Below are 21,444 nucleotides of genomic sequence, written 5' to 3' on the forward strand. Positions count from 1 at the left end.
GTAATACAAATGATATATCGACAAAAACTGAAAATTGTTTATGTCATAAATAAGGCAAATGTTCATTTATTTGAAGTTTCACTTTTAGGGTATGGATAAAATAAGTTAATTATGGATATAAATATATGTTTTGATAGAATCAACCTCTATTTTTGTCTGAAAAATCTCTTTTTTTATATTGACACTGACGTCTTGAAAAAAGAAAATGGAACATAAGCATTTTTAAAAAAGGAGAACGTCATGAGCGCGAATCAGGAGCAACAAGAATTAAAAAAGCTTTTATCACCGCGTCACATTCGCATGATTGCGATGGGCGGGGTCATTGGTACAGGAATCTTTAAAGGAAGTGCCGATACAATTGGTTTAGCAGGCCCTGGGGTCATTTTTTCCTATGTATTTGCCGGATTGCTGCTCCTCATTGTAATGGCAGCATTAGCCGAAATGGCCATTGTCTATCCGGGAAATAATCTTCGTGACCTTATACAAATTGCGCTTGGTCAACGTTTTTCATTTGTCGTCGGCTGGGTTTACTGTTTTATGTGGCTCACTGTATGTGTCATTGAGATTATTGCAGCTGGAAGTCTGCTTCAATACTGGCTGCCGAACGTGCCGTTATGGTCACTATGTTTACTTTGCTCACTCTTAGTCATCGGAATTAACTTAAATAATGTAAAATACTTTGGTGAAATTGAGTTTTGGTTCGCTGGAATGAAGATTTTCGTTATTATTGTCTTTATTATTCTCGGTGCAGCATTATTATTTGGGATCATTCCAAACGAACAAAGCACACCAGCGCTTACCAACTATCAAAACTTCGTCCCGAACGGATGGGGTGCGATCTTTGCATCACTTTTAGTGGTTATTTTCTCTTATGGAGGCTCTGAATTGATCGGGCTGACCATCACTGAAACAAAGGATGCGGAGAAGGTTCTGCCTGGAGTAGTCAAAAGTATGATGTGGCGGATTATCTTATTTTACACATTGCCGATTTTGATCATCTGCGGCCTTATTCCTTGGAATCAAATTGACCCAAATAACAGTCCTTTTGTCCAAGTCTTTTCTGCTGCTGGTATGCAAGGCGCCTCTCACTTCATTAATTTCGTCTTGATTACAGCCGTTCTATCTGCGGCGAATTCCGGTATTTATGGAACGACGAGAATGATTCATTCTCTTTCTAAATCAGAAGGCGGTCCGAAAAAACTGGCACGGGTCAACAAAAGAGGCGTACCCATTTTAAGTTTATGGGTTACCGTTCTATTTCTTCTCATCGGAACATTTTTTGCTTACTTATATCCAGACCAAATTTTCAGCTACATGCTGGCTATTCCTGGTTTTGCTGTTTCACTCATTTGGATCAGCATTTGTCTGGCACATCTGAAGCTGCGTCCAAAATATCCACAGGAGCCGTATTTCAAGGTGTGGCTGTTTCCGTATCTAACTTTATTTGCAGGTCTTGTACTCAGTTTGAGCTTTGTTTTGTTCCTATTCAGACAAGAAAACCTGCCTAGCTCCATTATCAGTATCGGCTTCTTAGTCGCTGCCATCATCGCTTCATTCTTAATGAAAAAGAAGGCTTAAACGCCAAAACCCGCCGAATTGGCGGTTTTTTTTATGAGCTGCTATCTTCTGTTACCTCAAAATCAATCGACGCTTTTGGAATGCCGTTGATGATAATCGTTAAAGTATGGGTTCCCTCATAGTGCTTTCTCGTCGTCATATTTTGAAAGGACTGTGACCTGATAAATTCTCTATGTAACGCTGAACTTGTTTCAAACTCTGTGATTTTAAATACCTTTTGATTGCGGGTACCCCGAGCTTTGACATAGTCTATGGCATACTCTACACGCAGCTTTAGTTGCTTAGCAGCCTGAAGTGTAAATTGAAAGGTCATTTTCTCTCCAATACGAATAGGGTCTTGCACTACCTTCAAAACTGTTACTTGAACAGATGGATCATCCCCATAGCCAAACAAAGCCATGATATCTGGATCGCCTTTTTTTAGTAAGGTACGAGATGCATGTTTGATGATCCAGTTCGTATGTTCATTCGTTCCATACCAGCTTTTAGCCGTCTTCTTCATCAGATCAGGCCGAATCGCTGAAATGTCATTTAAGTGATTCGCTACACTTTTTTGCACATAGCGCGCTGGGTCCGACTTCAAATTTTCTAAAATAGGCAGCGTAACCGAAGGATCCTTTTTAAGTGCAGGAACAGTTAATCCCCATGGCAAACGTGGTCTGCATCCTTCACTAGCCAGCCGCCGAATATGCTCATTTTGATTCTGTGACCATACAAGCATTTGCGCCAGCATTTTGTCTTGATCCTGAATCAGAAAAGGCCGAACGGCAAATTCAGAAGTGGAAAAAGGCGTAAAGAATTCGAGCGCCTTGATCGAGATATCCCAATGTGCTAGGCCATATGTTTCGACGTAGTCTGGAAATACAAGCGCACTAAGTCCTGAAAAATGCGGGGCTGTCTGACGCAGCACCTCAATTGCCTGCTCATAATCCTTAGGCAGACAAGCATGCATCGATTCAGTAACTCTTCTCATTCTGCCTTTTAACTCAAGCTGCTGCCAATCCTTTTGAAACACAAGCCGCTGGAATTCTCCAGCATCAAACCCAGTCGACGCTTGTGCAAGTTTCTCCGCTAATTCTTCAATAAATAATTCATGATAAACATGTTTTAATGGTTCGATCGTGTCCGCCTCCCGCTTCTCAATATCTTTATTTTACCCCAATCTGACAAAGGTGGTATTGCCAAAAGCAAAAACAGCCCAATTCCGAAGAATCAGGCTGTTGCGTTTCACTAAATAAACATATTAATGATCATAATAAATGCAATGGCACAAACGGAAATGATCGTCTCCATAGCCGTCCATGTCAAAAACGTTTCTTTAATGGTCATCCCAAAATACTCTTTGATCAGCCAAAAACCTGAGTCATTGACGTGAGACAAAATCAATGAACCCGCCCCTGTAGCTAACACTAGAAGCTCTCTGCTCACATCCGGCATAGATGCAGCAATCGGTGCGACAATACCAGCTGCGGTCATCATGGAGACCGTAGCAGATCCTGTTGCCACACGAATAACCGCAGCAATCAGCCAGCTAAGCAAAATTGGCGAGATCGGCGAGTGTTTTGCTAAATCTGCAATATAATCACCAACACCCGAATCGATGAGCACATTATTGAAAGCCCCGCCTGCTCCAATGACAAGCAGAATAGAAGCAATCGGTCCTAAGCACTCATTACTAAAGGAAAGCACCCGGTCACGGCTCATCCCTTGCACAAAGCCAAGACTGAAGAAAGAATACACCGTTGCAATCAGCAGTGCTGTAATTGGATCTCCAATGTACTTAAATACCTGATACCAAATATTGTCCTCTGGTAAAATAATATCCGCCAGTGTGGCAAGAAGCATTAGAATCACTGGCACCAAAATCGTAAACATCGTATTTGCAAAGCCGGGAAGTTTTCGATCTTCATTGCGTTCAGTAAATTGCTTTCTCAGCAGCTCTGGAACTGGTTTATGAATCCGCTTTCCAATCCACTTTCCATACAGCGGCCCAGCAATAATAGCTGTCGGCAAACCGACAATAATGGAAAAGAAAATGGTTTTCCCCACGTTGGCATGATAGATGCCGACAGCTGCCATAGCAGCTGGATGAGGCGGCACAAGACCGTGAACGACAGACAAGCCAGCAATGAGCGAAATCCCAATTGTCACGAGCGAGATGCCCGTTTCAATCGCAATCGTAAACAATAAAGGAATAAGAAGAACAAAACCAACCTGGAAAAAGACAGGTATTCCCACAATAAAAGCAACAAACATCATCGCCCAATGCACATTTTTCGTCCCAAACCGGCCGATTAATGTGTGAGCAATCCGCTCAGCTCCACCTGATTCAGCCATCATTTTCCCAAGCATGGTTCCAAGCGCTAGAACGATGGCCAGCAATGATAACGTATTGCCTAACCCCGTTTTGATGGATTGAATGATTTCCTGCAGGTCCATCCCTGTGGCAAAGCCGACTAACATAGAGGTAATAATTAAACTCACAAACGGATTCAACTTAGCAACTGTTATGAGGATGAGTAAAAGGACAATTGCGGCAATCACGATGAATAAAAGCATGCTCTCCCACCTTTTCCCTGATGTTTAATGATTTTGTTTTAATTGAAGCGCACTAATGACATCAAATTCATCCTTGAGTTTGTCATAGAGACGCTCATATAAGTAAAACAGTTCTATGTATGTTTCATTGTTCTCCATATTTGGTTCATGACGGGCAGAGATTCGAATCCAATCTTGAACCTCTTCTATCTCTTCCATATAACCTAAACTATGAAGTGCGAGCACAGCCGCCCCAAGTGCTGATGCTTCGTAGCTTTCTGGGACAAGTACTTCCCTGCCCATCGTATCCGCTAAAATTTGCCGCCACAACGGAGATCGCGCAAATCCACCCGACGCCCTGACATCCTTTGCTGAACCGGTTAAATCCCTTAAGGCAACACCGATTGAGAACACACTCATAATGACGCCTTCTAACACAGCTCTTATAAAATGCTCCCGCTTATGCTGAAGACCGATCCCAAAGAAAGTGCCTCTCGCATTTGGATTCCAATATGGTGCACGCTCACCTGTTAAAAATGGCAGAAACAGCAGTCCCTCTGAGCCGGCTGGAACTTTTTTCGCAATATCAATCATCAGGTCGTAAGGGTCCACTCCAAGACGCTTTGCTACCTCTACCTCCGAGGATCCGAATTCATCCTTCAGCCATCTCAGCATGATCCCGCCATTATTCGTCGGTCCTCCAACCACCCAATGCTTATCAGTCAACGCATAGCAGAACGTTCTTGACTGTTCATCTGTTATTGGTTTGTCCACGACCGTACGGACTGCACCGCTTGTCCCAATCGTGACAGCCACCTCACCTTTTCCAATCGCTCCCACACCTAAGTTCGCTAGAACCCCATCATTCGCACCAACAACAAATGGTGTATCTTCCGCAATGCCCATTCGCAGGGCGATCTCTGGCTGAAGCCCTCTCAGCTGATACGTCGTGGGAACAAGTTCAGACAATTGATCAGCCTCAATTCCAGCAATACGCAGCGCCTGCTCATCCCATTGAAGCGTTTCCAAACGGAACAGTCCCGTTGCTGAAGCGATTGAATAATCGACGACATACTGACCGAAGAAATGATAAAGAATATATTCTTTGATGGAAATGAATTTCGCTGCCTTCTTGAAGACATCAGGTGCCATTTCCTTGATCCACCGTATTTTTGAAAGCGGTGACATTGGATGGATCGGTGTACCGGTTCTTTTATACACTTGGAAGCCGTCCATGTCTGAAGTGATTCGCTTCGCTTGTTCTGCACTTCTGTTATCTGCCCAAATGATACTGTTCGTTAGCGCCTTGCCATGCTTATCCATCACAATCAAGGAATGCATCGCTGTACTAATCCCGACGCCTATGAGATGTTTTGCATCAAATGCTGCTTTCGTCAATGCACCTCTTACACTTGCAATGACGGCTTCTAATATATGTTCAGGGTCCTGTTCAACCCATGCTGGCTGGGGCTGAATGAGATCATAAGGAACCGAATGCTTTGCTATCACTTTCCCCTGTGGTCCAAACAGAACCGCCTTTGTACTTGTTGTTCCAATATCCAAACCAATTACCGCCTGGTTTCCCTTCATCTGTATCACGCCCAATCATTGATTTGAAATCATATTTTATTGTTTTGATAAACCTGTTAAATCCCATTATAGGAATAATTTTTTCGACATTCAACGACTAAAAAGAAAATTATTTTCACTTAAAAGCTCAAAATCGTTACCACAACGGCATTTTTCACTAATAGAAAAATTTATTTTTGAAACCATTACACCCTTTTTTGTGAAATGGTTTCTCTCATTTGTTTTAAATTCGTTAAAGTTTCCTGCTGTCTTAAGTGAGCAAGTGCAAAGTATAGTACGTCAATGACAGTGAGCTGAGCAAGTCTTGCAGACATCGCTTCTGTTCGAAAAGCCGTTTCTTGCGTCGATGTATACAAGGTGACATCGGCAAGCTGGCTCAATGGAGAGCGCTGATAACTTGTAATACCGATGGTTTTCGCTCCTTTTTCCTTTGCTGTTTTCATTGCATCGAGTAAATCTTTATTACGGCCAGAATGAGATATACCAATCACTGTACTGTGCTGGTCGAGAAGACCGGCAGACATCGCTTGAAAATGGGAATCGGTGTGAACAATACAGTTGATACCTGTCCTCATAAATTTATGAAAAGCGTCTGTTGCAATGAGGCCAGACCCGCCACTCCCATAAAACTCTAAGCGCTTTGCTTCATGAATGATTTGTATGGCTTTTTCTACATCCTCTGGATTCAACAATTGAAAGCTATCCTTTAATGCAGTTATATTTGCCTGAAAAACCTTTTGCATAAAAACGGCCGTATCATCATCAAGACTCATTTCTTCATCTACATAATCAGGTTTTGTTTGATCTATTTCCTGGGCAATTGCAATCTTCAAATCTTGAAAGCCCTCAAATCCAAGCCTTTTACAAAGACGAAAAATCGTTGCCTCTGAGCTCGCTGTCTTTTTAGCAAGCTCGACAATTGATAAATGAATAATGTCGCCAGGTTCACTCGTAATATGTTCTGCAATTCCTTTCAACTTTGGCGGTAATCCTCTGCTTGCTGCTCGTATTTTTTCAATACTACTTAAACTGACAGAAGCCAATTGACTTCACTCCTTCCTTATTCATGTGAGCGCATACATTTCCTCATGTTCCCATCTTATAAAAAAGAAGCCTGTTTGCACAGACTTCTTTTTTTATGAATTCATCGTTTTGATCAATAAATCGAAAAAAGCTTCATCATCTACATCCATACACACTTGGACATTACGCTCTTTCTCCCACTGATGCTGAAAATCACAGATCATTTGACCGTCACAAAACTCACTCTTCGTCTCCACTTCTACATGAAAAGCCTGTGTGCTTACAAGCTCCTTGTTAATGGCAAGACTTACAGCAAGCGGATCATGCATGGCACACGCCCACACACCATTGCGCTCAAAATAGCGCTGTCGGTAAATGCTTGTACTCTCTCTGATATAAGCTGCCAACGTTTCATTTTGAATGGCATCGATTCTCTCATCCGTTAACAAGACCTGTCTCGTGACATCTAACCCCACTTGAGTCAATGAAGGGAATCCAGCATCCAGCACCAATTTCGCTGCTTCTGGGTCTGCATATGTATTGAATTCCGCAACTGGTGAGACGTTCCCCTGCCCCTTCACGACACCACCCATAAAAATGACCTCTTTCACATGATGAATCAGCTCAGGGCATTTTTTTATCGCAAGGGCTAAATTCGTTAAAGGCCCTGTCAACACAAGCGTGACCTGATTCGAATACTGCAGCACTTGTTCAATGATAAAATCAGGCGCAAAACCAGCATCTGCTGTTTTCTTTGGCCGGACATCCTTTAAAGCCCCGCCAATTCCATCCTCTCCGTGTACCCGATGTTCATAGTGAGGCGCTCTTAAAAGAGGAGTTGCTGAACCTTTGATGACAGGAATGTTATCTGCCTCAACCAGCTCAAGCACTTTACACGTATTCAATGTAGCCGCATCGACAGACACATTCCCGCATACCGTCGTAATCCCCAAAATATCAAACTGCTTACTTTTCACTGCCAGCAAAATCCCAATCGCATCATCGATTCCAGTATCTACATCTAAGATCAATTTCTTTGTATTTGCCATGGGTGAAATCTCCCCCTTAAAAGTGTTGTTAGGTGAATGATAGCATATGCCTGTTTCAACTATTTGGGGTTAATCGGAAATTACTTGTTTGTTATTACTCTTTTTCTCCAATGTCTTTAAGATATTGTTCGCGTTCTTTTTTGGGGAGGCTTTTTAGGAAATTCTCTTTTAATTCCGGTTCATCTTTATATTTTTCCCAATCCCTGAATCGAATTGATAACTCGTATGAATAACTCATTGAACTAATTTCTTTAGTTCTATACTTTAAAGATGCAGAAAAATTGAACTTCTCAGGTTCATCGTTAACGTATCCTTTAACAATAATATAGCCCATAGGACTAATGGTAACTCCCTTTTTAAAAGTTATATCTTTTATAAATTGATGGATGTCCATTTCATGAAGATCTTTTTCTATTTTCGGTTTCATTTTTTCGGCTAGTTCTTCTGCCTTTTGTTGATCACTTTTCTCTTTTTCTTGCACAGTATTCTTTCCTCCTGAATCGCTAGTTTTATTTTGCTTATCATGTTGGATTAAAAGCACTGCCAACGATATGATTATTATTACAATTAGAGCAAATAAAACCTTTAATGTATTTTTCATTAGCAACTATATCCACCTTTTAAAAATTTAAAATATATTTTTAAACTTTATACTCTTTCAATCCCAGATCATAATAGATATTTAATAAACTATATAATATAATTATTATGATAAATATTACAGGAGTGACAGTTTTGTCTAAAAAGATATCAAGAATTATGCTTAGCGATGAAGACTACAATAAAATTTCGGACGAATCCTATAAAATAGAAAATTATAGTGATTCAAACATGATAAAAATAAGTAATGGTAACAACATGTACGTCATTGATTATAAAGAGACGGAAAAAGGGCTCAATGCCTTAACTCTTGTTTCTGAAGAGGATTTCACTCGATCTAATGGAGGCAAAGACCTCACCAAAATCAAAAACGCCGTCATCGCATACCGTGGTTCTGAACCGATTGGTGCAGGCCAATATAAAGATACCATTAAAAAACATGGAAAAAAAGAGTCAGATGATCTTCTTTCTACCATTTTGACGAAGCTGCCTCCTTTTAGTAGATCGAAAGGTTCACAGGAAGTGACGACTAAGCTGACAACAGGCACGACCGCCTATACAAATGAAATTGTTCAAGATTGGGTGGTTTCGGATACAAAGTATCTGATTAAAAATATTCCATTTGAGCATGGTGCAGAGAATCAAATGGTTCAAGCGGATCGATATGCGAAAGAAATACATAAGAAAATGCCGAATGCCAAAATGTATGTGACAGGTCATTCACTCGGCGGGTCAAATGCTTCCTATGTTCTTGTCAAAAACGACTTTATTCAAGGCGGGGTCACATTTGAGAATCCAAATATTTATCCAAATCTATCGGATGGTCTACAGTCTAAAGCATTAAAAGGCGATTACCGCAGTAGATTAACAGAATATATCAATCTCAATGACGGGCTTTCTCTTTTAAATCGCCATACGACAGAAATCGGTCGAGTGAAAGTGATGTATGATGCCGCTCTCCCCGAAGGTGTCGATTACTCCGAGGACTCCTCAAAAGCCGTCCAATTCATGAAAGACCTCCTCAATCGGGCAATGAGTGTGAATCCTTCACTGGATGCGAATTTATTCCTTGAAGCAATCGCTGGCAGCCATGGCTTAGATCGTTATACCTTTTCGGCAGACGGCTCCGTTCAAACCATTGATGATATGTTGAGAAAAAACCCTTCACTTACCACGGCCATGTTACATCAGTTGAGCCAATCAAATGTTGATCCTCATAGTGTGGTGGCGATTTTAATTAAATCCCACGTTCTCATGAACACAGGGCGTAAATTCTCGACATATGCCGATCATCATATGCAGCAAATCATTCGTAAAATTGAGAAACTCGATGACAAAGTGGATCAATCTGTGGAACGGGTACGCTCAAGGTATAAACAAATTGTTGGCTTTGGTTCATATGATCAGCTGACGGCTTCAGATGTGGATACTGTGATTCGCCACTTAAAAACAGAGAGTCTTGAGAATGAGTTCTATTCGGTCAAAAAGTATGATACAGCGATTGATAACGCTATGAATTTAAAAAGATGGCTGGACTCAATATCAGATGATATGAGCGAGCTAGGAAAACAATACCACGATACAGATACAGCCCTGGCGAAGAACATGGGTATTTCTTAAGGAGAACGACAAATGGAATTTTCAAAGAAACAACCAACAGATGCAGATCGTTTTTTGCAAAGAATGACAGATACGCATACATCAAGCTCCATCTTCTCAAAAGCAAACTTTGACACGGAAGACATGACACCAGCAGAGCTGGCAGCTTTGAAAGCAAAGATCAAAGAAGAACAGAAAACAGCACTTATCAGAGCTATCCGGCATCAGCTTCAAAATGAATTTGCAGAAGATCGCCAAGAAGCGGAAAAAATTTTAGATCTAATTGACGACCTTCTGGTCAAAGTGTATAAACAGCAACAGCGCATCCATACACACATGTCAGGTGAAGCCATAGACGCCTTAATAGAAAAAATTGAACAAAGACTCAAATTTTACGAACTGAAAGAAGATGTTCAATCTGCCATCAACTCGATTGGCATTTAGATGAGCCTTCCATCCGATGAATCTTTTCCCCGCCTCACTCGTATATACTAAAAGAGTGATTGATTTGAAAGGAGATCTGTTTGTGGGATATATTTTGTTATTTTCGGTTGTGATCGGTCTTGTCTTGACCCTTTTGCTCACACCGCTCAGGTTGATCGTTAGAAAGAAAGGAACAGAACAGCAGGTGCCGCTCATGTGGATTGCAGGCCTTGCTTTGCTGTTCATGATCGGTATTTTTGTTTTCTATTACATTACCAATTTAGACCGTAACCCTTCATCTCTATGGCTGATTGGACTTGTTGTGACAGCAGCAGGCGCCTTTTTGTCAGTTGGATTGGAGCGTAAAATCAAAGGCGTGCTGTTTCTTATTCTATTGCTGCTCGGTGTTTACATGGCGACAGCTTTTTTATTCAATGCGAATGAGAAATTCGATGTCTCCAAAATGGAGCAAAAAGTAGAAATCAAAGCATTTGATGAAAAAGAAACACCTGCGAGTGTGCCGCCTCAATTTGCTCGGAACAAAATGAAGAAATCGTTCGGACAGGTGCCAAACACAAGCTACTATGAGCTTGGCAGCTTGCAAATTCAGAAGGTCAACGGTGAGTATGTATACATCGCTCCAGTGGAGTTCTCGGACTTCTTTAAATGGATTCGTGCAGGCAGCACGCCGGGTTACTTTACATTAAGTGCGACCGACTCCTCTGCTAATCCAAAGTTCGTGAAAACAGAGATGGTCTATACGCCTTCTTCCTATTTCAACAAAGAAATTGAGCGGCATATCCGTCTCCAGTACCCAGATTTGATTTTCTACGGCGGTACACAGCTGGAAATCAATGATGACGGCAAGCCTTATTACATTCAAACGTATGGCGATTTCATCTCTGCCCGAAACGGCTTTAAAGCTTCCGGTGTCGTCGTTGTTGATGCCAAAACAGGTGCGACGAAGAAATATGCTCTAGATCAAGTACCTGCCTTTATCGACGGTGCTGTTTCACCAGAGGCGGTCAGTCTGCAAAACAGCTATTTCGGAAACTATATTCACGGATTCTGGAATAGTATGTTTGGAAAGTCAGATGTAAAGCTGCCTTCCGATGAAGGAACGGAAGCCAATGTGAGCCCGGTATTTGATTCAAAAGGAGATATGTATTACTTCACAGATTTCACAAGTCCGAAAGAGGGCGTTGATTCCATGCTCGGATATGCCCTGACAAATGCCCGAACAGGAAAAGCGACTTATTATACCGGAAATCTTGAAGAATCCTACATGGATTCTCAGGGCGCTCTGCAAATTATTGAGAAACGATTCATCGAGAAAAAATGGAAAGGCCGCATGCCGATTCTCTATAATTTCTATGGGGAAGCCAGCTGGCTCACACCTGTTCTCGATTCAAATGGGTTCCTGCAAAACTACTTTATCGTTTCTGCAGCCAATCCAGAAATCGCTGCGTACGCTTCTACACCAAACGAAGCACTGAGAGCCTATAAGACAGCTCTTCAAAAGGGCGGCGGTACTGTTAACAGTTCCTCTAAGCAGGAAAAGAAAGAAGCAGCAGGGAAGGTCAAACGAGTCTACAAAGAAAAGACCGGTGATTATACAACCGTCACCTTCCTGCTAGACGATGGAAAAAGCTACACCATGTCATCTGAAAAGGAACCTCTCGTCATTTATTTAAAAGAGGGCGATCAGATCACCATGAAATACACTGATACAGGTGAGATCTTCCTTCCAGTCGATGAAATCAAAATTAAAGGGTTATAAAAAAGAAGCTTCTCCTACTGAGGAGAAGCTTCTTCTTTCTCTTTCCTTAACAATTCAACGAGCAATTCCTTATTTTTATTTCCCCCGGTCATCGGTGACTCGACATAGGAGAACTTTCGTTTGAAATCCATGCCTCTCACAGAAATAACAGCCAATTCACCGCCAATGCTGCCTCGCTGGAGGACATATTTAGATAAAACAGAAAGACCCATTCCATGGATCACAGCTTCTTTAATCGCTTGATTGCTGCTAAAAGTCACAAAAGTTCGCGCTTTCAGTCCATTTGATTTCAGGACATGCTGTAAATATTCTCCTGTCCCTGATCCCTCTTCTCTCGTAATCCATGTTTCGTTTTGTAATTGATCAATGGTGACATCTTTTTTCTTGGCAAAAGGATGATCTAATGGCGCCACAATATAAAGCTCGTCCTCTAGAAAAGTTTCTACAGAAAGCTCCTTGTCATTGGTCTGTCCTTCGATCAAACCGATGTCGACATGGAATAAACGGACATGTCTGGCGATCGCCTCTGTATTATCAATGACCACTTCAATATCAACATGCGGATAGAGCTGATGAAATTCCGCCAATATTTGCGGGAGCACATACTCACCAATTGTGAAACTCGCCCCGATGGTCAGCTTTCCTCTTGCCAAATGATGATGCTCATAAATGTCCTGCTTCGCCTGTTCATAGAGACGAATGATTTGTTTTGATCGATGGTACAGCATATCCCCAGTTGGTGTAACGGTTAATTGCTTTGGTGAACGATTCAGCAGAACGGTCTGGAATTCCTGCTCCAAGTTCTTAATATGAAGACTGACACTCGGCTGAGAAATTCGCAGCTTTTGGGCTGCTTTTGTAAAGTTCTTCTCCTCCACCACTGTCACAAATGTCTTCAGTGCATCGTAATACATCGGTCCCTCTCCTATCAGAAATCTTAATCCAACACCTTACCTATATATATCTTACTAATTCCTTTCCAGCACGTAAAGAACCGCCTAAACGAAAACAATTTAATAAAAATATTTACTAATTTTTTTAAAGACTCTATACTAAGAGGAGATATTTTCTATAGGAGGTGCTGATTTGGCAGCTAAAATAAAGGACATTGCAGAAAAAGCAGGCTTATCCATTGCAACGGTATCTCGCGTACTGAACCAAGATCCCAACCTATCTGTCACCGATCAAACACGCGAAAAAGTATATGCCGCCGCAGAAGCTTTGTCCTACCAAAAGAAGACATTCAAACATTCATTAAAAAAAATCGCCTTTCTCTATTGGATGACCGAAAAGGAAGAGCTTGAAGATATTTATTTTAAATCCATTCGACTCGGTATTGAGGAACTCACCAATACTCGGAGCTTAAATGTCACCGCTTACAATCCATCTGATGGGCTTGATTCCATTGATTCTGCTACAGAAGGAATCATCGCCATCGGCCGCTTTAAAACGTCAGAGCTTGACCAATTATATGCGATCACTCCGCATATTGTCTTTATTGATACAACGCCTGATGAAGACCGTTTTGATTCAGTAAAACCGAACCTGAAACGAATTGTTGAAAAGATCATCGATTCCTTTATCGAAAAAGAGCACCAATCCATTGGATTCATTGGCGGTACAGACCTTGATCTCAATACGAACGTGCACATTCCAGATATTCGTGAAACGACTTTCCGTGAATACATGCTGGCCCGCCATATGCTTGATGAGCGATTGGTCTATATCGGCCACCATTTCTCAGTAGATGAAGGCTATTCGCTGATGATGAAGGCGATCGACGAGCTTGGTGATGATCTGCCCACCGCTTTTTGTGTCGCTAGTGACCCTCTTGCCATCGGCTGCTTACAAGCATTAAATGAGCGAGGATTTTCTCTGCCGAACCGCGTCAGCGTCTTTAGTATCAACGATATTCATGTGTCTCAATATGTGTCGCCGCCGCTCACCACGTATCATATCCATACGTCATTACTTTGTGAGACAGCGATCGATTTACTTTTAGAAAGACTTGTGGACGGCAGAACATTGCCTAAAACTGTGCTGATTGCCTCAGAGCCTGTCTTTCGGAAAAGCACCATATAAACAAACTGGAAGTCCTGCCAAAGTGGAGGGCTTCTTTTCTCTCTATACGAGTAAAAAATTTTACTTAATAAATTTAATAAAATATGTTTACTTTTTTTACTTAAGTTGATATTCTCACATTAAGAAAGCGTTTTCTTATCATCTGTGAAAAAAGAACGAGAGGGGATTACCAATGAAAAAGGGAAAATGGGCGACATTATCAGCAGTCGTTGGTACTGCTGTGCTTCTGCTTTCAGCATGCGGGCCAGGAGATGACAATTCAAGCGGGACACAGCCAGCATCTACAGGTACAAAGACCTTGCTAGTATGGGAGGATGTCAAAAAGTCTGATGGGATTCAAGACGCTGTAAAAGAATTTGAAAAACAAAACGATGTGAAAATCAAAGTGGTCGAAAAAGCGTATGCCGACCAAATCGAAGCTCTCCGCCTTGATGGAGCAGCCGGGACAGGCCCAGACGTCATCACGATGCCTCACGATCAAATTGGATCAGCTGTCACTGAGGGACTGTTACAGGAAATCAAGCCTGATCAAAAAGTGATCAATTCCTTTACAGACGAATCCATTCAATCACAAACGGTAGACGGCAAGCTGTATGGCCTTCCTAAATCCGTTGAAACGACAGTGCTTTTCTATAACAAAGACCTTGTCAAAAAGGCACCGACTACACTTGATGGCTGGTATGACCTTTCGAAAAAGCTGACAAAAGACGGGAAATACGGTTTTGTTGCGAAATGGGATGAAATTTACTATGCCCAAAGTGTATTAGGAGGATCAGGGGGCTATATTTTCAAACAGAAAAGCGATGGCTCCTATGATGTGAATGATATTGGACTGAACAACGATGGCGCGGTTGAAGGCGGAAAATACATTCAAACATTCTTTAGCGAAGGACTTTTCCCGAAAGGCATCATTGGTGAACAAGGAATCAATGTCCTCAACTCCTTATTCACAGAGAAAAAGGCCGCAGCTGTCATTTCTGGTCCATGGTCATTTGGTCCATATAAAGAAGCTGGTATTGACTATGGCGTAACAGAGCTGCCAACACTCCCGAACGGAAAGCATATGAGCTCATTCTTAGGTGTAAAGAGCTACAACGTCTCCTCTTATTCTAAAAATAAAGACCTAGCTGAGAAATTTGTTGAGTTTATCACGAATGAAAAAAATTCGAAGAAGCGATTCGAAGTAACAGAGGAAATTCCACCAGTGAAAAAGCTGATGAAGGATCCAATCATCACAGGAAACGCAAATGCGGATGCTGTTTCAAAACAAACGAAATATGCCACGCTGACACCGAATACCCCTGAAATGGCAGAGGTGTGGAAGCCGATTGACAGCGCGTTAGGTCTCATTGCAACAGGCCGGACAGATGTGAAAAAGGCATTTGATGATGCGGTCAATCAAATCGACTCTCAAATTAAAGCAAATCACTCTAAGTAATCATCAAACACGGGTAGCCTTTAAGTCTATCAAGCTGCCCGTATTTGATCTAATTTCATATGAAGTAGGTGTTAGACGTGACGGGTAACCTTGAACTAGACCGCACACACATAGTGGAATCAAAGACACACCGGAGACGGGCGCTAATGTTCTCCTTAATACCCGGGATGGGGCAAATGTACAACAAACAGTACGGCAAAGGGGCACTTTTTTTCCTGTTTGGCGTCTCTTTTTTCATCGTATTTTATGATTTATTCAATATTGGCTTTTGGGGGCTGTTCACACTTGGTACGATGCTGCCTCGTGACAACTCTGTTTTTCTTTTAGCAAAAGGGATTATTGCGCTGTTAACAGCTTGTTTTGGTATCGGCTTTTACGTACTCATGATGCGTGATGCTTTTATGAACGGAAAGAAACGTGATCAAGGGATTCCGCTTCATTCCATCCGAGCTCAATATCATCAGCTGATCGACCAAGGCTTTCCTTACTTAATGAGCACTCCTGCTTTCTTTTTACTTCTATTCTCTGTTGTCTTTCCTATTATGTTCAGCTTTGCGCTTGCCTTTACGAACTACGATTTATACCACTCGCCTCCTGCCAATCTGATCGATTGGGTAGGGATCAAGAACTTCCAAAATATCTTTTCAATTGATATTTGGAGAGACACTTTCATTGATGTACTTGGCTGGACCGTCGTATGGACGTTGGCTGCTTCGACCCTTCAATGTGCTGTCGGCATCTTTCTAGCGGTTCTGCTCAATCAGAAGGATTTAAAAGGAAAACGTTTTTTTAGAACCATTTTGATTCTCCCTTGGGCTGTTCCGGGTTTTGTGACCATTTTGGTGTTTGCCGGACTGTTCAACGATACATTTGGAGCCATTAACAACACACTTTTTGCATCGATTGGAATTGATCCAAAACCATGGCTGACAGATCCATTTTGGAGCAAAATTGCCCTCATTGTGATGCAGACTTGGCTTGGATTTCCTTTTGTTTTCATAATGACAACCGGTGTTTTGCAAGCAATTCCAGAGGATCTATACGAAGCTGCGACCATTGATGGGGCAAACTTCTTTCAGAAGTTCCGGTCCATCACGCTACCGCTTGTCCTTTATTCCATTGCGCCTATATTAATCACGCAATATACGTTTAACTTTAACAACTTTAATATCATCTACTTATTTAATGGCGGAGGACCGCCTGTCGCTGGCTCAACTGCTGGGGGAACGGACATCTTGGTTTCTTGGATTTACAAACTCACGATGCAGTCTTCTCAATATGCACTCGCTGCCGCTGTCACGATCTTACTTTCAATCTTTGTCATCGCCATTGCACTCTGGCAGTTTAAGAGAACGAATTCATTCAAAGAGGAGGACATGATGTGATATGGGATCAAAACAAAACAAGCTCATTCGCCTGAGCATCACTTATTTTATCCTTTTCATTGCCTCCATTTGTATTCTATATCCACTGCTTTGGACGATCGGTGCTTCCTTTAACCCTGGGAACAGCCTCATGAGTACAAGCATGTTTCCGAAGAATCCAACGTTCAGCCACTTCACCGAGCTGTTCTTCGGTCAGGGGGCACTTTATGCAAAATGGTATTGGAACTCAATGAAGATCAGTATTGCCACAATGGTTTTAACGCTCGTTCTTGTCAGTTTTACAGGCTATGCCTTTTCCAGATTCCGCTTCAAAGGACGGAAAAATGGGCTGATGCTCTTTTTGCTGCTGCAAATGATTCCTCAATTTTCAGCACTGATAGCGATTTTTGTTCTTGCTCAAATGCTTGGACTCATTAATAGCCACCTTGCCCTGATTTTGATTTATGCAGGTGGACAAATTCCGATGAATACGTATTTAATGAAAGGCTATCTTGATGCGATTCCAAAGGATCTCGATGAATCAGCCAGAATGGACGGCGCAGGGCATTTCCGGATTTTCATCCAAATTATTATGCCGCTTGCTAAGCCCATCTTAGCTGTTGTCGCAATCAACTCATTTACAGGTCCACTGGGTGATTTCATCATTTCCAGTGTCATTGTCCGCTCACCCGAAATGTATACGCTCCCAATCGGTCTGTACAATCTTGTGTCAGACAAAATGGGTGCAAGCTACACGACCTTTGCAGCCGGGGCTTTACTCATTGCGATTCCAGTCGCTTTATTGTTCCTTGTTTTACAAAAACAATTTGTGTCCGGTCTCACACAAGGCGGGACAAAAGGATAAGGGGAGATTTGATGAAGAAATGGTTGCTTGTCACTGTTGTCGTTTTCTTTCTGATGGGATTAGGTATTCTGCCTGAAGCAAGGGCCGATACGATTTCTGTGAAACCGATCAATGGACTGCAAGGTGATTTCATCAAGGGAGCCGATATCTCGATGCTTGCAGAAGTGGAGAAAAGCGGCGGCAAATACTACAACCAGAACGGACAGCAGGTTGATCCGCTTAAGCTATTAAAGGATAAAGGTGTCAACTATGTGCGTATCAGACTGTGGAACCATCCATATGACAATCAAGGCCGTGCCTATAACGGCGGCACAAATGATCTCAACACAGCCATCGCTTTATCGAAACGTGCAAAAGCACAAAACATGAAAGTGCTGCTTGATTTTCACTACAGTGATTTCTGGACTGACCCCGGTAAACAATTCAAACCGAAAGCGTGGGCATCCCTCTCACAAAGCGATTTAGAAAAAGCGGTCGGCACTTACACAGGTGATGTGCTCAAAGCGATGAGAGCGCAAAATGCCTTGCCGAATATGGTTCAAGTCGGGAATGAGTTGAACTCAGGTATGCTGTGGCCAAACGGAAAAAGCTGGGGTGAAGGCGGTGGTGAATTTGACCGGCTCGCTGCTCTGCTAAAAGCTGGCACAAATGCCGTCCGCTCTGTCGATTCAAACATCAAAATCATGCTTCACCTTGCACATGGCGGAGACAATGGTGCATCCCGCTGGTGGTTTGATGAAATCACAAAACGAGGCGTCTCCTTCGATACGATCGGTTTATCTTATTACCCGTATTGGGACGGCGGCTTTAGCGGGCTTACGTCCAATATGAATGATATTAGTGCCCGCTATAACAAAGACGTCATCGTGGTAGAAACTGCTTACGGCTTTACGACAGCAAACGGTGACAACCTAGATAACTCATTTAACCAAGACTCTGTCAATACAGCCGGTTATCCAGCCTCACCTCAAGGCCAGGCATCTTTTATACGAGATCTATCCGAAAAAATTTCACAAGTAAACAACAACCGCGGGAAGGGGTTCTTTTATTGGGAGCCGCTTTGGATTCCAGCGAAAGGTGCTCCGTGGTCTAGTCAATACGGGCTCGCTTATATCCAAACAACCGGGACTGTCGGAAATGCGTGGGAAAATCAAGCGATGTTTGATTTCAACGGAAAAGCACTGCCTTCTCTTGATGTATTTAAACAAATGACACCGTAACTAAAAGGATAGGACGTGACAAAATGGGAAAGCGTTACCCACTCGTTCACCCAAATGTGAAAGGCTTTTTGCATGGTGGCGATTACAATCCAGATCAATGGCTCCATATGCCAGAGATCATAGACGAAGATTTTCGATTAATGAAGCTTGCACACTGTCAAACATTCTCCATCAACATTTTCGCATGGAGTAAGCTAGAGCCAGCAGAGGGTCAGTATGACTTTGCATGGCTGGATGACATCATGGACCGCTTGGCAGCACAGGGGGCACACGCCATTCTCGCAACGCCAAGCGGAGCAAGACCTGCTTGGCTGTCCCAAACATATCCAGAAGTATTGCGCGTCGAAGCGAATCGTCAGCGTAACTTACATGGACTGCGCCATAATCATTGCTTCACCTCTCCGGTTTATCGAGAAAAAACGAATACACTCAACCGGCTGCTTGCGGAACGCTACAAGGATCATCCAGCACTGATCATGTGGCACATTTCGAATGAGTACGGCGGCGAGTGTCATTGCGAGCTGTGCCAGGAAGCATTTCGAGACTATTTGAAGGACAAATACAACCACGATCTTGAGGCTTTGAATCAAGCATGGTGGACAGGATTTTGGAGCCACACGTATAGTGATTGGTCACAAATCGAGTCACCCGCACCACACGGGGAGCACATGATTCACGGCATGAACCTGGATTGGAAGCGCTTTGTCACAGCACAAACGATCAATTTTTATCAAAATGAAATTAAGCCGCTGCGGGAATTGACGCCTCATATCCCAGTAACCACGAACTTTATGGGCGACTATCCGCATATGCGTCCATTTCTTGGGCTGGATTATCATCAATTTGCAAAAGAGGTCGATGTGATCTCATGGGATAGCTATCCTGCTTGGCACAGCGGCAGAGAAACAACGGCCGAATTAGCATCGAACGTTGCCTTTGTACATGATTTGTATCGTTCCTTAAAGGACGGACAGCCATTTCTCGTCATGGAGAGTACGCCGAGCCTTGTAAACTGGCATGAAGTGAACAAGGTCAAACATAAAGGCATGGCACACCTTTCTGCCATGCAGGCAATTGCCCACGGATCAGACTCCGTGCTTTATTTCCAGTGGCGGCAAGGCCGAGGCGCCTCTGAGAAATTCCACGGTGCCGTTGTCGATCATTCTGGTCATGAACATACGCGCGTGTTTCAAGAGGTAGCTGATCTAGGGAAACAACTGGAGCAGCTGCACCCAATTGCGGGCACATCCGTTCAGCCAGAGGTCGCCATCATTTATGATTGGGAAAATCACTGGGCCATTGATGATGCGCAAGGCTTAAATAATACAAACAAACGCTATGTAGAGGCTTGTCAAACTCACTATCGAAGCTTTTGGAAAAAAGGTATCTCTGTTGACATAGTCGGGATGGAAAAGGATTTCTCATCCTATCGTGTGCTCATTGGGCCAATGCTCTACATGATCAAACCAGGCGTTGCAGAAAAAATTGAAGCCTTTGTCAAAGCGGGCGGCATTTTTATCGCGACTTACTGGAGCGGCATAGTTGACGAAAATGATCTCTGTTTCCTCGGCGGTTTTCCTGGCCCTCTCCGCCATGTACTTGGCATTTGGGCAGAGGAAATCAACACATTGATGCCTGATGAACATGTGTTAATGACCACAGGGAATGGACGCACCTATCATGTCGGACAATATTGCGAATCTATACATCCTGAAACGGCCTCTGTGTTAGGGCATTTTGAAAATGGCTGCTACGAAGGACAGCCAGCCCTGACTGTCCGTTCATTAGAAAAAGGGAAAGCATACTATATGGCCTCAGAAAATGAGCAGTCTTTTTATGATGAGTTTTACGAAGACCTTATCGCAGGTATTGGCATACAGCCCGTCCTATCCACTGCAATTCCAGAAGGAGTCAGTGTACAAAAACGAACAGACGGGTCGCAGGACTATGTGTTTTTGATGAATTTTACAGAAGAGCAGCAGAACATGTCACTAGATTCAGAGGCAAGCTATGAGAATATGCTGACTGGACAGCAAGTGCCTGAGCAGCTTCAACTTGATCCTTACGAGTATGTCATCCTGAAAAATCGTTGAAAGAAGCGTCCATTTAATGGGCGCTTTTTAATTTAATAAGTCTAAATACCCATATTAATTAATGTGAACTTTAATCGTTATTTTTATCTAAATTTTTTTACAATATTTGATGCCGCGCCATGACTGGTCTATCCATCCTTTTTTACCATTGTATAGGTATGAAAGCGGTTGCTTAATACTCATAAATTTGATACCCTTTTTT

17 protein-coding genes are annotated in these 21,444 nt (G+C 42.6%); 10 read left to right on the top strand and 7 right to left on the bottom strand.

Annotated elements, in window-relative coordinates:
- Positions 1 to 240: 240 nt before the first annotated feature.
- Complete coding sequence (locus MHI08_RS18035) at positions 241 to 1,578, top strand: amino acid permease (protein ID WP_056765323.1); 1,338 nt, start codon at positions 241 to 243, stop codon at positions 1,576 to 1,578.
- Positions 1,579 to 1,609: 31 nt separating this feature from the next.
- Here the strand turns inward: MHI08_RS18035 and MHI08_RS18040 are convergent, their stop codons facing one another.
- The 6 genes from MHI08_RS18040 to MHI08_RS18065 form a co-directional block, all read right to left on the bottom strand.
- Entirely contained in the window at positions 1,610 to 2,593 is a 984-nt protein-coding gene (locus MHI08_RS18040; RefSeq protein WP_235566659.1) for a hypothetical protein, read from the bottom strand.
- A 215-nt stretch (positions 2,594 to 2,808) separates the two neighbouring features.
- Entirely contained in the window at positions 2,809 to 4,137 is a 1,329-nt protein-coding gene (locus tag MHI08_RS18045; RefSeq protein WP_024427563.1) for a GntP family permease, read from the bottom strand.
- Between the two features lie 24 nt (positions 4,138 to 4,161).
- Complete coding sequence (gene gntK / locus MHI08_RS18050; protein WP_056765317.1) at positions 4,162 to 5,706, bottom strand: gluconokinase; 1,545 nt, start codon at positions 5,704 to 5,706, stop codon at positions 4,162 to 4,164.
- Positions 5,707 to 5,891: 185 nt separating this feature from the next.
- Positions 5,892 to 6,749: a MurR/RpiR family transcriptional regulator gene (locus MHI08_RS18055; protein ID WP_034624103.1), complete on the bottom strand. Its 858-nt coding sequence runs from the start codon at positions 6,747 to 6,749 to the stop codon at positions 5,892 to 5,894.
- 93 nt (positions 6,750 to 6,842) lie between these two features.
- Positions 6,843 to 7,778 carry a nucleoside hydrolase gene (locus tag MHI08_RS18060; RefSeq protein ID WP_025093751.1) on the bottom strand — a complete coding sequence of 312 codons (936 nt, stop codon included), beginning with the start codon at positions 7,776 to 7,778 and terminating at the stop codon, positions 6,843 to 6,845.
- A gap of 94 nt (positions 7,779 to 7,872) precedes the next feature.
- The gene (locus tag MHI08_RS18065; RefSeq protein WP_025093750.1) at positions 7,873 to 8,379 is read right to left on the bottom strand and encodes a hypothetical protein; all 507 of its coding nucleotides are present in this window, start codon (positions 8,377 to 8,379) and stop codon (positions 7,873 to 7,875) included.
- 134 nt (positions 8,380 to 8,513) lie between these two features.
- Here MHI08_RS18065 and MHI08_RS18070 point away from each other — a divergent pair, with 134 nt between their 5' ends.
- The 3 genes from MHI08_RS18070 (at position 8,514) to MHI08_RS18080 (ending at position 12,180) form a co-directional block, all read left to right on the top strand.
- Entirely contained in the window at positions 8,514 to 9,998 is a 1,485-nt protein-coding gene (locus MHI08_RS18070) for a lipase (protein WP_342499843.1), read from the top strand.
- Positions 9,999 to 10,010: 12 nt separating this feature from the next.
- Entirely contained in the window at positions 10,011 to 10,421 is a 411-nt protein-coding gene (locus MHI08_RS18075) for a hypothetical protein (RefSeq protein WP_025093748.1), read from the top strand.
- Positions 10,422 to 10,503: 82 nt separating this feature from the next.
- Positions 10,504 to 12,180 carry a hypothetical protein gene (locus MHI08_RS18080; protein WP_056765314.1) on the top strand — a complete coding sequence of 559 codons (1,677 nt, stop codon included), beginning with the start codon at positions 10,504 to 10,506 and terminating at the stop codon, positions 12,178 to 12,180.
- Positions 12,181 to 12,194: 14 nt separating this feature from the next.
- Here MHI08_RS18080 and MHI08_RS18085 read toward each other — a convergent pair whose 3' ends face one another.
- The gene (locus MHI08_RS18085; protein ID WP_056765311.1) at positions 12,195 to 13,094 is read right to left on the bottom strand and encodes a LysR family transcriptional regulator; all 900 of its coding nucleotides are present in this window, start codon (positions 13,092 to 13,094) and stop codon (positions 12,195 to 12,197) included.
- 172 nt (positions 13,095 to 13,266) lie between these two features.
- On the opposite strand from MHI08_RS18085, the gene MHI08_RS18090 reads away from it, so the two are divergent.
- The 6 genes from MHI08_RS18090 (at position 13,267) to MHI08_RS18115 (ending at position 21,242) form a co-directional block, all read left to right on the top strand.
- Entirely contained in the window at positions 13,267 to 14,262 is a 996-nt protein-coding gene (locus MHI08_RS18090) for a LacI family DNA-binding transcriptional regulator (protein ID WP_041105759.1), read from the top strand.
- Between the two features lie 172 nt (positions 14,263 to 14,434).
- Entirely contained in the window at positions 14,435 to 15,700 is a 1,266-nt protein-coding gene (locus MHI08_RS18095; RefSeq protein WP_041105761.1) for an extracellular solute-binding protein, read from the top strand.
- Positions 15,701 to 15,867: 167 nt separating this feature from the next.
- Positions 15,868 to 17,085, top strand: a complete 1,218-nt coding sequence (locus MHI08_RS18100) for a sugar ABC transporter permease (RefSeq protein WP_282569441.1) — start codon at positions 15,868 to 15,870, stop codon at positions 17,083 to 17,085.
- A 1-nt stretch (position 17,086) separates the two neighbouring features.
- Positions 17,087 to 17,929, top strand: a complete 843-nt coding sequence (locus tag MHI08_RS18105) for a sugar ABC transporter permease (protein ID WP_024423962.1) — start codon at positions 17,087 to 17,089, stop codon at positions 17,927 to 17,929.
- Positions 17,930 to 17,940: 11 nt separating this feature from the next.
- On the top strand, positions 17,941 to 19,149 hold the full coding sequence (locus MHI08_RS18110) for a glycosyl hydrolase 53 family protein (RefSeq protein ID WP_044334884.1): 1,209 nt from the start codon (positions 17,941 to 17,943) through the stop codon (positions 19,147 to 19,149).
- 23 nt (positions 19,150 to 19,172) lie between these two features.
- Entirely contained in the window at positions 19,173 to 21,242 is a 2,070-nt protein-coding gene (locus MHI08_RS18115; protein ID WP_120207992.1) for a beta-galactosidase, read from the top strand.
- Positions 21,243 to 21,444: the final 202 nt, after the last annotated feature.

The sequence above is a fragment of the Bacillus sp. FSL M7-0791 genome (assembly GCF_038627085.1).
Taxonomy (GTDB): domain Bacteria; phylum Bacillota; class Bacilli; order Bacillales; family Bacillaceae; genus Bacillus; species Bacillus safensis.

Coding starts and splice junctions, on each gene's coding strand:
- MHI08_RS18035 (WP_056765323.1), top strand. CDS start 241: ATGAGCGCGAATCAGGAGCAACAAGAATTAAAAAAGCTTTTATCACCG.
- MHI08_RS18045 (WP_024427563.1), bottom strand. CDS start 4,137: ATGCTTTTATTCATCGTGATTGCCGCAATTGTCCTTTTACTCATCCTC.
- gntK (WP_056765317.1), bottom strand. CDS start 5,706: ATGAAGGGAAACCAGGCGGTAATTGGTTTGGATATTGGAACAACAAGT.
- MHI08_RS18060 (WP_025093751.1), bottom strand. CDS start 7,778: ATGGCAAATACAAAGAAATTGATCTTAGATGTAGATACTGGAATCGAT.
- MHI08_RS18065 (WP_025093750.1), bottom strand. CDS start 8,379: ATGAAAAATACATTAAAGGTTTTATTTGCTCTAATTGTAATAATAATC.
- MHI08_RS18075 (WP_025093748.1), top strand. CDS start 10,011: ATGGAATTTTCAAAGAAACAACCAACAGATGCAGATCGTTTTTTGCAA.
- MHI08_RS18085 (WP_056765311.1), bottom strand. CDS start 13,094: ATGTATTACGATGCACTGAAGACATTTGTGACAGTGGTGGAGGAGAAG.
- MHI08_RS18095 (WP_041105761.1), top strand. CDS start 14,435: ATGAAAAAGGGAAAATGGGCGACATTATCAGCAGTCGTTGGTACTGCT.
- MHI08_RS18100 (WP_282569441.1), top strand. CDS start 15,868: ATGGGGCAAATGTACAACAAACAGTACGGCAAAGGGGCACTTTTTTTC.
- MHI08_RS18105 (WP_024423962.1), top strand. CDS start 17,087: ATGGGATCAAAACAAAACAAGCTCATTCGCCTGAGCATCACTTATTTT.
- MHI08_RS18110 (WP_044334884.1), top strand. CDS start 17,941: ATGAAGAAATGGTTGCTTGTCACTGTTGTCGTTTTCTTTCTGATGGGA.
- MHI08_RS18115 (WP_120207992.1), top strand. CDS start 19,173: ATGGGAAAGCGTTACCCACTCGTTCACCCAAATGTGAAAGGCTTTTTG.